The sequence below is a fragment of the Bradyrhizobium sp. SSBR45G genome (genome assembly GCF_030159255.1).
GTDB lineage: Bacteria > Pseudomonadota > Alphaproteobacteria > Rhizobiales > Xanthobacteraceae > Bradyrhizobium.
This window is the reverse complement of sequence record NZ_BSCT01000014.1, coordinates 40,893-55,862: the sequence shown is the minus strand read 5'-3', so window position 1 is coordinate 55,862 and position 14,970 is coordinate 40,893. Positions and strand designations below refer to the sequence as shown.

The 14,970-nt window shown below is 67.6% G+C and carries 12 protein-coding genes; 6 read left to right on the top strand and 6 right to left on the bottom strand.

The features are described 5' to 3' along the window. Nucleotides 1-64: 64 nt before the first annotated feature. On the bottom strand, nt 65-463 hold the full coding sequence (locus tag QQL87_RS17845; RefSeq protein WP_284421516.1) for a nuclear transport factor 2 family protein: 399 nt from the start codon (nt 461-463) through the stop codon (nt 65-67). A gap of 137 nt (nt 464-600) precedes the next feature. On the opposite strand from QQL87_RS17845, the gene QQL87_RS17840 reads away from it, so the two are divergent. From QQL87_RS17840 to QQL87_RS17820, 5 genes are all read left to right on the top strand, one after another. Continuing rightward, nucleotides 601-1,188 (top strand): PadR family transcriptional regulator, encoded by a 588-nt coding sequence (locus QQL87_RS17840; RefSeq protein ID WP_284421517.1) that lies wholly within the window; start codon nt 601-603, stop codon nt 1,186-1,188. Nucleotides 1,189-1,380: 192 nt separating this feature from the next. Next, nucleotides 1,381-4,905, top strand: coding sequence for a hypothetical protein (locus tag QQL87_RS17835; RefSeq protein WP_284421518.1), 3,525 nt, complete (start codon nt 1,381-1,383; stop codon nt 4,903-4,905). 170 nt (nt 4,906-5,075) lie between these two features. Continuing rightward, nucleotides 5,076-5,891: a COG3904 family protein gene (locus tag QQL87_RS17830; protein WP_284421520.1), complete on the top strand. Its 816-nt coding sequence runs from the start codon at nt 5,076-5,078 to the stop codon at nt 5,889-5,891. A gap of 150 nt (nt 5,892-6,041) precedes the next feature. Further along, complete coding sequence (locus QQL87_RS17825; protein WP_284421521.1) at nt 6,042-6,968, top strand: sulfite exporter TauE/SafE family protein; 927 nt, start codon at nt 6,042-6,044, stop codon at nt 6,966-6,968. Beyond that, nucleotides 6,965-7,747 (top strand): TIGR02186 family protein, encoded by a 783-nt coding sequence (locus QQL87_RS17820; RefSeq protein WP_284421523.1) that lies wholly within the window; start codon nt 6,965-6,967, stop codon nt 7,745-7,747. The genes QQL87_RS17825 and QQL87_RS17820 overlap by 4 nt, the downstream gene beginning before the upstream one ends. Here the strand turns inward: QQL87_RS17820 and QQL87_RS17815 are convergent. After that, nucleotides 7,744-8,661 (bottom strand): DMT family transporter, encoded by a 918-nt coding sequence (locus QQL87_RS17815; RefSeq protein WP_284421524.1) that lies wholly within the window; start codon nt 8,659-8,661, stop codon nt 7,744-7,746. The genes QQL87_RS17820 and QQL87_RS17815 overlap by 4 nt on opposite strands. A gap of 97 nt (nt 8,662-8,758) precedes the next feature. Here QQL87_RS17815 and QQL87_RS17810 point away from each other — a divergent pair, with 97 nt between their 5' ends. After that, a complete protein-coding gene (locus QQL87_RS17810; protein ID WP_284421525.1) occupies nt 8,759-9,625 on the top strand; it encodes a LysR family transcriptional regulator in 867 nt (288 codons plus the stop codon). Between the two features lie 6 nt (nt 9,626-9,631). Here QQL87_RS17810 and QQL87_RS17805 read toward each other — a convergent pair whose 3' ends face one another. The 4 genes from QQL87_RS17805 to QQL87_RS17790 form a co-directional block, all read right to left on the bottom strand. After that, nucleotides 9,632-10,021 carry a hypothetical protein gene (locus QQL87_RS17805; RefSeq protein WP_284421526.1) on the bottom strand — a complete coding sequence of 130 codons (390 nt, stop codon included), beginning with the start codon at nt 10,019-10,021 and terminating at the stop codon, nt 9,632-9,634. A gap of 18 nt (nt 10,022-10,039) precedes the next feature. After that, nucleotides 10,040-10,693, bottom strand: coding sequence for a ligase-associated DNA damage response endonuclease PdeM (pdeM, locus tag QQL87_RS17800; protein WP_284421548.1), 654 nt, complete (start codon nt 10,691-10,693; stop codon nt 10,040-10,042). Nucleotides 10,694-10,740: 47 nt separating this feature from the next. Next, nucleotides 10,741-13,431 (bottom strand): ligase-associated DNA damage response DEXH box helicase, encoded by a 2,691-nt coding sequence (locus tag QQL87_RS17795; RefSeq protein WP_502871186.1) that lies wholly within the window; start codon nt 13,429-13,431, stop codon nt 10,741-10,743. A gap of 247 nt (nt 13,432-13,678) precedes the next feature. Beyond that, entirely contained in the window at nt 13,679-14,908 is a 1,230-nt protein-coding gene (locus tag QQL87_RS17790) for an ABC transporter substrate-binding protein (RefSeq protein ID WP_284421528.1), read from the bottom strand. Nucleotides 14,909-14,970: the final 62 nt, after the last annotated feature.

The following is a 14,970-nucleotide window of genomic DNA, read 5'->3' as shown; positions in this document are numbered from 1 at the left end:
GGCCGCGGACTGTAGCGATTTCTCGCGACTCAAGGCAGCCGTACCATTGCGGCTGTCGGTCACGTCACGACGACTTGCTCATGGCGGCCAGCTGCTCGCCCATGAGGCGGTGCAGCAGGTTGATGGCCTTGAGGGGCCGCACCATGACCTTGAAATGGGTAATCAGACCGGCGTGATCAAACGTGATGATATCGACGCCGTTGAGCTCGATGCCCTCGATCTCGTTCTCGAATTCGAGCACGACGCCCGTGGCGTTACGCCACTCCCCGACATACTTGAATCCGGGACCGCCTAAGACTTTCTCAGCACTCGCGAGATATTTGAAGGTGATGTCGCGGCCGCGCTGCGGCGTATGCACGACGGGACTCTCGAACACGGCGTCGGGGTGCAGCAGCTCCCGCAGCGCGCCGAGATCGTGAGACCTCATATAGCCGTACCATCCGTCGAGGCCGGTCATTGTCATTGGACGTCTCCTCGGGGCGGAACAGGCCAGCACCACAACCACCCCATATGCACATTGACGCATATGCGCCAATGTGCATAATGTCAAGCGTGGAGCGGGGCAGGACACGATCAGAAAAACGGGAGCAGTTTCCGGCCATGGCCCTTGGCGACGCCATTCTTGCGTGTCTCACCGAACATCCGATGACGGGCTACGAGCTCGCCAAGACCTTCGATTCCTCGATCGGCTTCTTCTGGAAGACCGACCACCAGCAGATCTATCGCGAGCTGTCGCGGCTGCGCGACCGCGGCTACATCCAGGGCCGCGAGGTGGTGCAGACCGGCAAGCCGAACAAGCTCGTCTACACGCTGACACCCGAGGGACGCACGGCCTTCCGCAGCTGGGCGGCGCGGCCGAGTACACCGGCCTCCGTCAAGGATGATCTCCTGGTCCGCCTCTATGCGCTGGGGGCTGCCGACATTGCGCCGATCCGGGCCGATCTGATGGCGCGGCTGGAGCACCATCGCGATCGCGCCGAGCGCTACGATCGCATCCTCAAGAAGCATTATGCCGACGGCAGCGTCGCGCCGGCCGACATGGGCAAGCTGCTCAATCTGCGCCTCGGGCTGCGTCACGAACGGATGGTGGCCGAATGGTGCGAGGAGGCGATCACCGCATTGTCGGCGATGTCAGGCACCGGCAGCGTGCGGCCGCTCGATGCATCATCCCGCGAGAACACGGGCTGATGCGCGTCTTGCGAAAGCAGTCGCAAAACTTCTGGCCGCGCTGGCGGTAAACTTAACCCGTTATTTACCGTAAAAGTCAAAAGTCGGGATCAGTAGCAGGCGATCTGCGCGGATTCCGATCATGCTCGCTTCGGGACGCGTGGGGAGGCTGGAGGCGCTTGGTGGAGCGCTGGAAGCGGAACCGGACGAGACATGAATTCGCGCGTACCGTGGAGTAATGAAGGCATCGACCCGTCCGTCCGCGAGAGGGCCGAGGCCGCGGCGCAACGCGCCGGAATGACGCTGAACGACTGGATCAATTCCACGCTCGGCGCATCGGCCCCGCCGGATTTCCGCGGCAGTCCTCCGCCGCGCAGCACGCCGCCGGCCAACCGCGATGCCCGCGAGGTCGCGGACATCCATCAGCGGCTCGATTCCATCGCCCGTCAGATCGAGCACATGTCGCGCCCCGGCGCGCGCAAGGACGCGCCGCGCGACGAGCAGGGCGTGGCCCGCCAGCTCAACGACGCGATCTCCCGCCTCGACGCCCGGCTGTCGCAGATCTCCACACCGCTGCACAAATCGGCTCCCGAGGACCGCTATCGCGGTCCCGACGGCGTCGAGCGCGCCGCCGCGCAGCTCTATCGCCCCGCGCAGCAGCCGCTCAGCGCCAGCGCGTTCGACATCGCCGAGATCAGCGCCCGGCAGAGCGAGCTCGACAACGCCCGCCCGCTGCCGCCGCATCAGGCGCCGCCGACCGCGCCTGCGATGGCGCACGCCGCCGCGCCGCTGATGACCCCGATCAGCGCGCCGCAGATGCCGCCGCCACCGGCGCCCGGCCCGGATTTCTCGCAGCTCGAACGCCATCTGCTGAAGATCACCAGCCAGATCGAGGCGCTGCACCGGCCCGACGACGGCGTCGAGCAGTCGATCGCCGGCTTCCGCACCGAGCTCGCCGAGATCCGCCTCACCATCACCGAGGCCATGCCGCGGCGCGCGATCGAGTCGATCGAGAACGAGATCCGCTCGCTGTCGCGGCGCATCGACGAGAACCGCCAGAGCGGCGTCGACGGCCAGGCGCTCGCCGGCATCGAGCGGGCGCTGACCGATATCCGCGAGGTCGTCGGCTCGCTGAAGCCGGCCGAGCAGCTCGCCGTCTATGACGAGGCGATTCGCAATCTCGGCGCCAAGCTGGATCTGATCCTGCGCGCCAATGACGACCCCGGCACGGTGCAGCAGCTCGAAAATGCCATCACGGCATTGCGCGCGATCGTGGCCAACGTCGCCTCCAACGACGCGCTGGAACGGCTGTCGGACGACCTGCGGCAATTGTCGTCGAAGGTCGACCAGGTCACCCAGGCGCGCGACACCCACGACTCGTTCCACGATTCCTTCGCGGCGCTCGAACAGCGCATCGCGGCGCTGACCTCGACCCTGGAGAACCGCGAGCCGCCGACGCCCGCGCCCGACAACACCGCCCAGATCGAGGACGCGCTGCGCGGCCTGTCCGACCGCATCGACCGTCTGCAGGTCGGCAACGACGGCTCGTCCGCGATTACCCATCTCGAGCAGCGGATCAGCTATCTGCTGGAGCGGCTCGAGGCTGCCAACGATCCGCGCGGCGGCAACATGTCCCGGGTCGAGGACGGCCTGCAGGACATCCTGCGCTATCTCGAACGCCAGCAGGCGACCTTCGCCGCGCTGGCCGAGAGCCGGTCGCAGCGCGAGGCCTCGCAGGACGGCGGCCTGGTCGACCTGGTCAAGCGCGAGCTGTCCGACATCCGCTTCAGCCAGACCGAGACCGACCGCAACACCCAGGATTCGCTCGAGGCGGTTCACAACACGCTGGGCCATGTCGTCGATCGCCTTGCCATGATCGAGGGCGATCTGCGCAACGTGCGCGCGACGACGAGCCAGCCGGCCGTGCTGCCGCCGCTGGCCCCGCCGATCGAGCCGCCGATGCCGGCCGCACGTGCCCCCGCACCGCAGGCCTATGCCGAGCCGCAGGCCTACGCGCCGCAGTCCTATGCCGAACCGGTCAGGGCCGAGCCCTCCTATCGGCCGGAGCTGACCAATCCCGTCGCCGCACAGGCGGCCGCTCCCATGGCGCATCCGGCCGCGGCCGCGTCGGCGTTTGCCGCCGCGCCGCGCGACTTCCACTCGGCAGCGCCGCAGGCAGCCCCGCCGCCCGCCGCGCCCCCGATCCCGCCGAAGGCGATCGCCGACATTCTGGAGCCGCATGCCGCCCAGGCCGCACGTCCCACGGCCATCGTTCCCGACCTGCCGCCTGATCATCCGCTCGAGCCGGGCACGCGCCCGCCCGGCCGGACCGCATCTCCGGCAGAGCGGATCGCCGCCTCCGAGGATGCCCTGAGCGAGCTGCCGGCCGGCAAGCGCGAGCCGGTCTCGACATCGAGCTTCATCGCCGCCGCCCGGCGCGCCGCGCAGGCGGCCGCGGCTGCGCAGCCCGTTGATGCCAAGAAGGCGAAGAAGGAGAAGGCCAAGGAGCCGCCGAAGGAGGTCATCAAGGAGGCCCCCAAGGAGCCCGCAAAGGCAAAGGCCAAGGAGAAGCCTACGGTCGCTCTGACCGCCGAGGGCGACGAAGAGGTTTCGACCATCGGCTCGAAGATCCGCTCGCTGCTGGTCGGCGCCAGCGTGGTGGTGATCGTGCTCGGCACCTTCAAGTTCGCCATGTCGCTGCTCGACACCGGCAGCACGCCGCCGCCTGTCTCGCCGATGGAAAGTCAAAGCGAGGCGCCGCACGCGCAGATGCCGTCGGCCTCGCCCAGCCTGTCGCCGCGGCCGGCTACGCCCGACCAGAGCGGGCCGTCGCTGACCTCGCCCACTCCGATCGATCGGCAGTCCTACAACAGGGCGATGCCGACCGAGGCGGAGACGATCGCGATGCTTGCGATCCCGCAGGACACCGAGCGGCAGGCCGCCGCGGCCGGCGACATCACCGGCACGATCCCGACCGCCGCCAACGGCCAGAGGCTCGGGCTCGTCCAGGTGCCCGCATCCGAACGACTGCCCGACGCACTCGGTGGCCCGGCGCTGCGCAGCGCCGCGCTCAGGGGCGATCCGACCGCCGCCTACGAGATCGGCGTTCGTCTCGCTGAAGGCAAGGGCGTCCCGGCGAACTACGAAGAAGCCGCAAAATGGTACGACCGCGCGGCTCAGGCGGGACTGATTCCGGCGGTGTTCCGGCTCGGCACCTTCTACGAGAAGGGCCTCGGCGTGAAGAAGGACGCCGACATCGCGCGCCGCTATTACGTCGTCGCCGCCGAGCGTGGCAACGCCAAGGCGATGCATAATCTGGCCGTGCTCGATGCCGATGGCGGCGGCAAGGGTGCGAACTACAAGAGCGCTTCGCAATGGTTCCGCAAGGCCGCCGAGCGCGGCGTCGCCGACAGCCAGTTCAACCTCGGCATCCTCTATGCCCGCGGCATCGGCGTCGAGCAGAACCTCGCCGAGTCCTACAAATGGTTCACCCTCGCCGCAGCGCAGGGTGATGCCGACGCCGGGCGCAAGCGCGACGACGTCGCCAAGCGGCTCGACGCGCAGTCGCTGGCCGCGGCCAAGCTCGCGATCCAGACCTTCACGGTCGAGCCGCAGCCAGACGACGCCGTGAACGTGCCGGCGCCCGCCGGCGGCTGGGACGGCAACCAGGCGATCGCCAAGGCCGCAGCGGCCAAGGCGGCACTGGCCAAGCGGGCGGCGGTGGCAGCACCGCGCTGACCTCGCCACACCAGGCGGCCTCGCCCTGCTCTGGCCGGCGGGCCGCAGCGGCGCAACATCTCCACGACCCTCCCGGCGGCGGGCACTTGCGCGCCACAGTCTCGTGCCCCCATACGATGCAGGTCATCGGCGGCGCCCGACGACCTGCGGCGTGGTGGGAGTGAACTAACGTGACATCCGACGAAGGCCAGCATGAGGGCCGGCCGTTTCGACAATCGCCCACCGGCCCCCGGATCGCGCCGAAGCGACCGGCGACCGTCACCGCCGCACCTCCGCCGGTGCAGCGGGTGACGGACGGCTATCCGGCTGCGTTTCGCTGGCGCCGCCTGGCCTCGGTGATCTTCTTCGCCGTGATCGTGCTCAGCGCGGGCATTCGCGCCTATCGCGACCTGTCGCGCCCCGACGCCTGGTCGTTCTGGAAGGATCAATACATCTCACCAAGCCTGTCCTCGACCCGGGTGGCGAATGCCGGGATCGGCGGCGACCGCACCGTGCTCGCCGTCAGTGGCCGTATCGGACCGGCTGCGGCCGGCTGGCTGCGGGACAGAATCAATGAGGCGGGCCTGAAAGCCGGTGACGTCGTTCTGCTGTCGTCGCCCGGCGGCAGTCTCGACCAGGGCGTGCTGATGGGCGAGATCATCCGCGCCCACGGGCTCGCCACCGCGGTCGGCGCCGTGGACAATGGCGGCCGGATCCGTCCCGGTTTCTGTGCCAGCGCCTGCGTGTTTGCCTTCGCAGGCGGACAGACCCGCTACGGCCTCGACGGTTCGGCGCTTGGCGTGCATCGCTTCACCTCGGAGGCCCAGGGCGACGATGCGGTCGCCGACACCCAGCGCGTCACCGGCGCCATCCTCGGCTATGTCACCCGCATGGGGATTTCGTCGCAGGTGATCGAGGCGATGTCGCAGACGCGCGACATCCGCTGGCTCGACCCGCGCGAGGCCGAGGCGATGAAGCTGGTCACGGCGCCGCTCAAACCGCTTTGATCGACCGGACCGGCACGGCCCGCACGCGGACCGCGACGGCGAGGGCGGGGAATCTCTGATCCCTTCGTCCGCGTTTTCGGTTATGCAAGACCCTGGCACCTGCTTCGCATGCGCGGGATGCTCCGGTTGAACGCTCGCAGGGCCGCGCGGATGCAGATTTATCTCCCGATCGCCGACCTCCCGGTCAACATCTTCCTGCTGCTGGCGATGGGTGCGGCCGTCGGCTTCGTCTCCGGCATGTTCGGGATCGGCGGCGGCTTCCTGATGACGCCGCTCTTGATCTTCGTCGGCATCACACCGGCGGTCGCGGTCGCCTCGGTGTCCAGCCATATCGCCGCCTCCTCGTTCTCCGGCGCGCTGTCCTATTGGCGGCGGCGCGCCATCGATCCTTCGCTCGCTCTGGTGTTGATGATCGGCGGCACGCTCGGCACTGCGCTGGGCGTCGCCACCTTCACCCTGCTGCGCTCGCTCGGCCAGCTCGACCTGATGATCGCGCTGTCCTATGTCGTGCTGCTCACCAGCGTGGGCGGCGTGATGTTCTGGGAAGGCCTGCGCGCGATGATCCGCGCCCGCCAGGGCGCGGTTGCGACGGTGCGGCGGCCCGGCAGCCATGTCTGGGTCCACGGCCTGCCGCTGAAGATGCGCTTCAAGCGCTCCAAGATCTACGTCTCGGTCATTCCCGTGATCGGCATCGGCCTCCTCATCGGCTTTCTGGGCGCCGTCATGGGCATCGGCGGCGGCTTCATCCTGGTTCCGCTGCTGATCTATCTGCTGCGCGTGCCGACCTCGACCGTGATCGGGACCTCAATGGTGCTGACGCTCGCCACCATGATGATCGCGACCATGCTGCACGCCTTGAGCAACCATCTGGTCGACGCGGTGCTGGCGCTGATCCTGATGATCGGCGGCGTCACCGGGGCGCAGTTCGGCGCCCGCGCCGGGCAGATGATCCGCGGCGAGCAGCTGCGGCTGCTGCTCGGTCTCCTGATCCTCGCGGTCGGCATCCGCTTCGCGATCGAGCTCGTGATCAAGCCAGACGACCTGTTCACGATCCGCGAGACCGAGGTCGGCCGATGACCCCGTTCCGCCTCGCCAGCCTGGCTCTACTGCTGCTGCTTGGTGCCGGCGCCGAACCGGCGCACGCCGAGCGGCTGATCGCCTCGGTGTCAAACCATCGCGTGACGGTGACGCCGAACTATGCCGGCGAGGAGCTGGTGCTGTTCGGCTCGGTCGAGAAGGATGCGCAGACGCCGCCGGGCCGCACGACCTACGATCTCGTGGTCACCGTGCGCGGGCCGCGCGCCGACATGGTGACGCGGCGCAAGGAGCGCAGATTCGGCATCTGGATCAACACCGATGCGCGCCAGTTCCTGAAGGTGCCGGGCTATCTTGCGCTGTTCGCCAACCGGCCGTTCGACGCGATGGCCGCGCCCGAGGTGCAGCGCCGGCAGCAGCTCGGGCTCAACAACGTGCTGTTGACGCAGCGCGTCGGCCCCGATTATGCCGACGTGGTTCCGAACGACGCCTTCCGCAGCGCCTTCGTGCGGCTGCAGTCGCAGCATGGGCTCTACCGCGAGGACACGTCCGCGGTGACGTTCCTGACGCCAACCTTGTTCCGCACCGGCATCCCCCTGCCCGCAGCCGTCCCCATCGGCACCTACGAGGTCGAGATCAAGCTGCTCGCCGACGGCACGCTCGTGACCAAGACCGAAACCGCATTCGAGATCGTCAAGGTCGGCTTCGAACAGTTCGTCGCGACCAACGCGCGGCAGAACGGGTTCGTCTATGGCCTGGTCACGACCGCGATGGCGCTGATGACAGGCTGGATGGCGTCGATCGTGTTCCGGAGGGATTAGGCCGCTTGTGTCCGCGCTGGCGCGCGCGTGACCAGATAGATGCCGATCGCCACCGGCACGACGCCGAGCAGATCCTGCAGCGCCACGTGCTCGCCGAGCACCAGGAACGCGAAGATCATCGCCAGTGGCGGCATCACGAAGTGATAGGCGCTGGCGGCGGTGGCGCCGCACATTTTCAGCAAATGGAACCACAGCACATAGGCCAGGATCGAGCCGCCGAGCACCAGGAACGCGAACGCACCGAGCAGCTGTGCATTCGGCACGACGTCGTGGACGCTGGAGATGGAGAGCGCGACGGGCCACAGCACGAGGCCGGCGGAGAGGTTCTGGATGCCGTTGCCGACCCACAGGCTGCCCTGCGGCGCGAGCTGCTTGAACAGGATGGTGCCGGTGACGATCGAGGCGAGCGCGGCCAGCGTATAGAGAATGCCTTCGAGCTGATCGGTGCCGACCGACATGCGGTGCCAGACGATCATCGCCACGCCGAGGGTGCCGAGCGCCAGCCCTGCGACCTTGCGCAGGGTCAGCGGCTCGCCGAGCAGAAGTGCTGCGAACACCGCCGTGAACACCGGATTGGCCGAGACGATCAGGCCGCCGAGCCCGGCCGACACCGTCTGCAGCCCGGTGTAGCCCAGGCCGAGATACAGCGCGTTGTTGGCGATGCCGATGATCGCGAACACCGCGGCGTCGCGCCAGCTCATGCGCAGCTCGCCCCTGACGGCGGGAACCAGCAGGATGAGGATGCCCGCCAGCGAGAACCGCGCCGCGAGCAATAGCAGCGGCGGACAATAGGTCACACCGATCTTGCCGGCGACGAAGGCGAAGCTCCACAGCAGGCAGAACAGGCCGATTTCGAGCGGCAGCAGGTTCGACTTCATCGGGGCCACGGTAGCCGGCGCGGATACGGACGTCATCGGCGGTCTCCTTTGCCGCCGGTGTAGGGCCGTTCTTTCTCATTTGGAAATTAAATGATAGACTGAAACTCAGTGGAATTTCGAATGGAGGTTCCCGATGCTTGATCTGGAGCTGCTGCGCAGCTTCGTCTCGGTGGTCGAGGCCGGTGGCTTCACCCGCGCCGGCGAACGCGTCCACCGCACCCAGTCGACCGTCAGCCAGCAGATCCGGCGGCTGGAGGAGGATCTCGGCCAGACGCTGCTCAACCGCGACGGCCGGGAGGTCACCCCGACCGAGGCCGGCGAGCGACTGCTGTCCTATGCCCGCCGCCTGCTCGCGCTCGCCGAGGAGGCGCGCGACGTCGTCGCAAGGCCCGGACCGGACGGCGCGGTGAAGCTCGGCATCCCCGAGGATTTCGCCGCCTACCGGCTCGCCAAGCTGCTCGCCGCGTTCTCGCGTGCCCATCCCGACCTCAGGCTCGACGTCCGCGCCGACCAGAGCCTCAACCTCAAGCGCGACATCGAGCGCGGCGATCTCGATCTGGCGCTGCTCAAGCGCGGCGTCGACGATACCAGTGCGGCGATCGCATCGTGGCCGGAGCAGGTGCATTGGGTGACCAGCAAGAGCCATCCGGTCAGCCTCGACGCCCGCTCGCTACCACTGATCGGCTTCCCGCAGGGCTGCCTCTACCGGACCAGGGCGATCCACGCGCTGGAAAGCGAGGGGCGCGCCTGGCACATGGCCTACACCTCGTCGAGCCTCGCCGCCATCCAGGCCGCGGTCGCGGCCGGCATGGGCCTGAGCATTCTCTCGGAGATGTCGGTGCAAGCGGAGCACCGCGTGCTCACGGCGCGCGAAGGCTTCGCGCCGATCGACCGCACCGAGGTCGCCCTGCTCGCCTCGCCCAATGCCAGCCCCGCGACGTTGCGACTGGCCGACCGGCTCGCCGAGTTCTGCGAGAAGGTGCAGGCGAAAGCGGCGTAGCCGGGCTCACGCCGCTGTCACCACGACATCGCCTGCGAGGATCCAGCCGGACAGGCCGAAAGACGCCGAGAGCACGAATCCGCGGACGCCCTGCGCGGCGAGCGCCTGAGCTGCGGTCGTCGGATCTTCCGACCATGCCCCCGGTCTGCCCGCCATTCGATCGGTCTCGGCAATCTGCCCTGCATGCTCGGCAAGGATGGTGTCGACCGCCACCTCCTCCAACGCGAAGATGATGTTGCCAAAGGCATCATGCTGGAAGTGATAGCCTTGGACGCCAGTGAACATCACGGACTGCCGCGCCGCTTCTCCTTCGGGGCGAATGACCAGCCTGATCCGGCGCGTTTCGCAGTCGACCTCATAAGCAACCAGATTGCCATCGTGAAACGAACGCACCATGGCAGGCTCTAAGATCAACTAATAACACCGCGCCGCAGCGATGCTGTGCAGGCGCGTATCTCCGAGCACGTGGGCGATGAAGGCACGCTTCTGGAACAGTTTGGCGAACGCGGCGTCGCGGACGCTCAAGCCGCCGGCATAAGCGCCGAAGGCGGGCATCACCGCGCGCTCGCCGTCGGAGACGAAGCAGCGCCGTTCCAATGTGCGCGCGCGGGTCGCCACGCGGGCCTTGGGATGCAGGTGGCCGGCGATCTCGCCGCGCGCGCCGGTCGGCTCGTGACGGAACGTCACGGCACCGAGCGTGACCTCGTCGGCGACCTCGCCGCCGATGCCGTGCGGCGCCGGATCGTGATTGCCCGTGATCCACACCCAGTCGCGGCCGACCTGCAGATTGGCGATCACGGCGCGGTCATCGCCGGTAAGGCGCAGATGCGCCTCGCGGTCATGAAAGCTGTCGCCGAGCGCGATCACGGTGCGGGGATCGTAATGCGCGATGACGGCCGCGAGCCGGCGCAGGGTGGCCACGGTGTCGAACGGCGGCAGCAGCGTGCCGCGGGACGCGTAGCTCGAACCCTTCTCCAGATGCAGGTCGGAGACCACGAGCAGACGCTGCTCGTCCCACACCAGCGCACCGGAAAGATCGGCGCGCAGCGCGGTGCCGGCGACGTCCATCATGCCCGATACGCAGAGTGTCCCCCGCAAATGCGCCTCGCCTCTCGCTACCCCATCGCCTCCTTGACGAGTTCCTCGGCGGCCTCGGCCAGGAGCTCGTCGGCGGCCTCGCCATAGACGGATTCGCGGCCGATTTCCAGCATCACCGGCACCGCCAAAGGCGAGACGCGATCGAGCGGGCGATGGGTGATTCGGCCCTCGATGCGCTTGAGCATATCACCGAGCCGCTTCAGATCGAGCAGGCCGGTGGCGGCATCGGCGCGGGCGGCGCGCAACAGCATGTGATCGGGCTGATGCCGCCGCAGCACGTCGTAGACGAGATCGGTCGAGAACAGCACCTGCCGCCGGCTCTTCTCCTCGCCGGTGAAGCGCCGCGGGATCAGCCCCGAGATGACGGCGCAGGAGCGGAAGGTGCGCTTCATCAGCGCCGATTCGGCGAGCCAGGCTTCGAGGTCATCGCCCAGCATGTCCGGATCGAACAGAGCGGCGAGATCGAGCCGGCCTTGATTGACCATCAGCGACATGTCGCCGAGCCCCCACACGGCGAGCGCATATTCATTGGCGACGAAGCCGAGCGGCCGGGCGCGCGCGCGCTCCAACCGTCGCGTCAGGAGCATGCCGAGCGTCTGATGCGCGAGCCGGCCCTCGAACGGATAGCAGACGAGGTAGTATTTGCTGGAGCGCGGGAAGGTCTCGACCAGGAGCTCGCGCCGCGCCGGAATGCGCGACACATCCTTCTGCAGCGCCAGCCAATCGCGCACCTGCTCCGGCAATTGCATCCAGGCCCTGCGGTCATCGAGCAGGCCGCGCACGCGCTCGGCGAGATAGGTCGACAGCGGAAACTTGCCGCCCATGTAGGACGGCACTTTCGGATCGGCGTCGTTGGCGCGCGACACGTAGACCTGGTCCTCCGCCAGCGCCTCGTAGCGCACGATCTCGCCGCCGAATACGAAGGTGTCGCCTTGCGTGAGACCTTCGATGAAGTATTCCTCGATCTCTCCCAACAGCCGGCCGCCGCGCGCGATCGCGCCGGTGCTGCCCTTGGCCCCGCCGCCGCGCGAGCGCACCAGCCGCACCTTCAGCATCGCCTCCTCGACGATGGTGCCGACGTTGAGACGATAGCTCTGCCGCACCTTGGGATTGGCGACGCGCCAGCAGCCCTTCGCATCCTGCTTGATGCGGGCAAAGCGCTCATAGATCTTCAGCGCGTAGCCGCCTGACGCGACGAAATCGACGACGTCGTCGAAATCGGCGCGCGACAGCGACGCATAGGGTGCGGCGGTGATCACTTCCGCATAGAGCTCATCGCTGAGGAACGGCTCGGCGCAGGCGCAGCCGAGCACGTGCTGGGCGAGCACGTCGAGCGCACCTAGGCGCAAGGGCGGCGTGTCCTGCGCATTGTCGGCGATGGCGTCGATCGCGACCGAGCATTCCAGCACCTCGAAGCGGTTGGCCGGCACCAGCACCGCGCGCGAGGCTTCATCGAGACGGTGATTGGCGCGGCCGATGCGCTGCATCAGCCGCGAGCAGCCCTTGGGCGCACCGACATTGATGACGAGATCGACATCGCCCCAGTCGACGCCGAGATCGAGCGACGACGTGCAGACCACGCCGCGCAGTTTCCCGGCGGCCATCGCGTCCTCGACCTTGCGGCGCTGCGCGACGTCGAGCGAGCCATGGTGAAGCGCGATGGCGAGATTGTCCTCATTGATGCGCCAGAAATCCTGGAACAGCATCTCGGCCTGGCTGCGGGTGTTGACGAACACGAGCGTGGTCTTGTTGGCCTTGATCAGCTCGTACATTTCAGCCAAGGCGTGGCGCGCGGTGTGGCCGGCCCAGGGGAGCCGCTCGCGCGTATCCAGCATCTCGACGACCGGCTGCGCCGCGCCGCCGGCGACGACGACATCGGCCGCCGCAACGGCACCGTTCGGCTGCGGCACCAGGAAGCGCGCGAGCTGATCCGGCTCGGCCACCGTCGCCGACAGGCCGATCATGCGCATGTCCGGCGCGAGCCGCCACAACCGCGCCAGCGCCAGCGACAGGAGATCACCGCGCTTGGAGGTGACCAGCGCATGCAGCTCGTCGAGCACGACGCGCTTCAGCGACGAAAATAAAAACGGCGCGTCGTCGGACGCCAGCAGCAGCGCCAGCTGCTCGGGCGTGGTCAGCAGGACGTCCGGCGGATAACGGCGCTGGCGCTGCCGGCGCGACACCGGCGTATCGCCGGTACGGGTCTCGACTTTGATCGGCAGCCCCATCTCGGAAATCGGCGCCTCCAGATTGCGCGCGATGTCGACGGCGAGCGCCTTGAGCGGCGAGATGTAGAGCGTGTGCAGGCCGGCGGGGCGGGGAATGGATCGGGCCGTTGCCTTCTCGCCCAGCTCGACCAATGTGGGCAGGAACCCGGCGAGCGTCTTGCCGGCGCCGGTCGGCGCGATCAAGAGCGCGGAGCGCAGCGCGCGGGCCTTCTCCAACAGCGCCAGCTGATGCTCACGCGGCATCCATCCGCGCGCGGCGAACCATCGCGTGAAATGGTCGGGCAGCGCGGGGCTGTCGTCAGGCGGGGCTGGTGAGACGCGGGGCGGCACGGGGGGAAGGTAGGCAGTCGCTTGGCGTTCGTCGAGGCCCCGCGGCAGCCGACGGCCGTCTCGGCTGACACTGCCGTCGTCAGGCCCATCCCGGAGCGCACCAGCGCCGCCTCGACCTCCGCCGTCGTCCCTGCGAACGCAGGGACCCATAGCCACCGGCTTGGGTGGGACGATGACTGGCAGTTGCGCTTTAACGATAGATTCCGCGGTATGGGTCCCTGCGTTCGCAGGGACGACAGCGGAATTTGAGGCCGCATCCCTTGCCCATCGTCATTGGGAGGAGCGCAGCGACGACTTGTCCGCCGAAGCCCGTAAGGGCGAAGGCGGAAGCAATCCAGACTATTTCCGCAGAGGGACTCTGGATTGCTTCGCTGCGCTCGCAATGACGAATGAGCCGCTACTCCGTCATCGGCTTCTCGGAGATGCTCCAGTCCTTGCCGTCGAAGATCGAGATGTAGAGCGTCTTCATCGGCGTGTAGTCGTCGGGCGTGTAGGCGAAGTTGACGCCGTCGAGGAAGAATGGGGAGTGGAAGCCGGCCAGCGTGGTGGCGTGCTTGAGCACGTTCTCGCGCGTCAGCGTGTCGCCGCAGCGGCGCAGGATCTCGCCCATCGACACCGCCTGGCCATAGCCGGCATAGGCGATGGTGTTGTCGGGATCGATGTTCGGCAGGTACTTTGCGCGCAGCGCCTCGAAGCCCTTGACGTCAGGATCGTCCTTCCACTGCGGCACGCCGGCATCCTTGGAGTAGCGGATGGCGACGATGTCCTTGGCGTTCTCGAGGCCTGCAGCCGACAGGATCGAGCGGCCGGTCGAGCCGGCCGACAGCAGCTGCAGCGGCTTCCAGCCGAGCTCGGCCACCTTGCGGATCGACTGCGACGAGGCCTTGCCCGTGCTGATGTTGTAGAACACGTCAGCCCCCGACTTCGACAGATTGATCAGCTGCGAGTCGACCGTCGGCTCGGTGAGATCATAGGTCTGCTCCATGATCACCTGCGCCTTGCCGCCGGCATCGGCCAGCACCTTCTTGAACGGCGCCAGGAAGTCGCGGCCGAAATCGTCGTTCTGATAGAGGATGCCGATCTTGGCCTCCGGCTTCACGCTCAGCACGTGCTTGGCGAGAATGCGCGCCTCGGTCGGATAGAGCGGCAGACCGGCCATGGTCCATTTGTAGGTCTTGGGATCGTTCCATTTCGAGGCGCCGGTGTTGAGCAGCAGCTGCGGGACGCCCTTGGAGTTGAGGTATTTGTGCACAGCGGTCTGCGGCGCGGTGCCGAGCGAGCCGTACAGCGCCAGCACCTCGTCCTGCTCGACCAGACGCCGCGTCGCCTCGACGCATTTCGGCGCGCTATAGGCGTCGTCCATGGTCAGGAACTTGACCTTGCGGCCGTTGATGCCGCCCTGCTCGTTCAGCATCTGGAAGTAGGCTTCGCCGACACGGCCGAGCACGCCGTAGAGCGAGCCGGGGCCGGAATGCGGAATGGTCTGACCGATCTTGATCTCGGTGTCGCTGGCGCCGGCGTCATATTTCTTTTCGGCCGCCCAGACGTAAGGCGAGGCGATGGTCGAGGCGCCGATGGTCGCCAGCGCGGTGGCGCAGAAATCGCGCCGCGTCAGATTGTTCTTCATTTTTGTCTCTCCCTAGATGCGCTTATCTTTTGGCATCGGGAGACGTGCGGCAAGAGCGAAGT

Excerpts from the sequence above, each read along its gene's own strand:
- QQL87_RS17805 (WP_284421526.1), bottom strand. The coding sequence starts at position 10,021 with ATGGTGCGTTCGTTTCACGATGGCAATCTGGTTGCTTATGAGGTCGAC.
- QQL87_RS17790 (WP_284421528.1), bottom strand. The coding sequence starts at position 14,908 with ATGAAGAACAATCTGACGCGGCGCGATTTCTGCGCCACCGCGCTGGCG.
- QQL87_RS17810 (WP_284421525.1), top strand. The coding sequence starts at position 8,759 with ATGCTTGATCTGGAGCTGCTGCGCAGCTTCGTCTCGGTGGTCGAGGCC.
- QQL87_RS17835 (WP_284421518.1), top strand. The coding sequence starts at position 1,381 with ATGAATTCGCGCGTACCGTGGAGTAATGAAGGCATCGACCCGTCCGTC.
- QQL87_RS17825 (WP_284421521.1), top strand. The coding sequence starts at position 6,042 with ATGCAGATTTATCTCCCGATCGCCGACCTCCCGGTCAACATCTTCCTG.
- QQL87_RS17795 (WP_502871186.1), bottom strand. The coding sequence starts at position 13,431 with ATGGGTCCCTGCGTTCGCAGGGACGACGGCGGAGGTCGAGGCGGCGCT.
- QQL87_RS17820 (WP_284421523.1), top strand. The coding sequence starts at position 6,965 with ATGACCCCGTTCCGCCTCGCCAGCCTGGCTCTACTGCTGCTGCTTGGT.
- pdeM (WP_284421548.1), bottom strand. The coding sequence starts at position 10,693 with ATGGACGTCGCCGGCACCGCGCTGCGCGCCGATCTTTCCGGTGCGCTG.
- QQL87_RS17845 (WP_284421516.1), bottom strand. The coding sequence starts at position 463 with ATGACAATGACCGGCCTCGACGGATGGTACGGCTATATGAGGTCTCAC.
- QQL87_RS17815 (WP_284421524.1), bottom strand. The coding sequence starts at position 8,661 with ATGACGTCCGTATCCGCGCCGGCTACCGTGGCCCCGATGAAGTCGAAC.
- QQL87_RS17840 (WP_284421517.1), top strand. The coding sequence starts at position 601 with ATGGCCCTTGGCGACGCCATTCTTGCGTGTCTCACCGAACATCCGATG.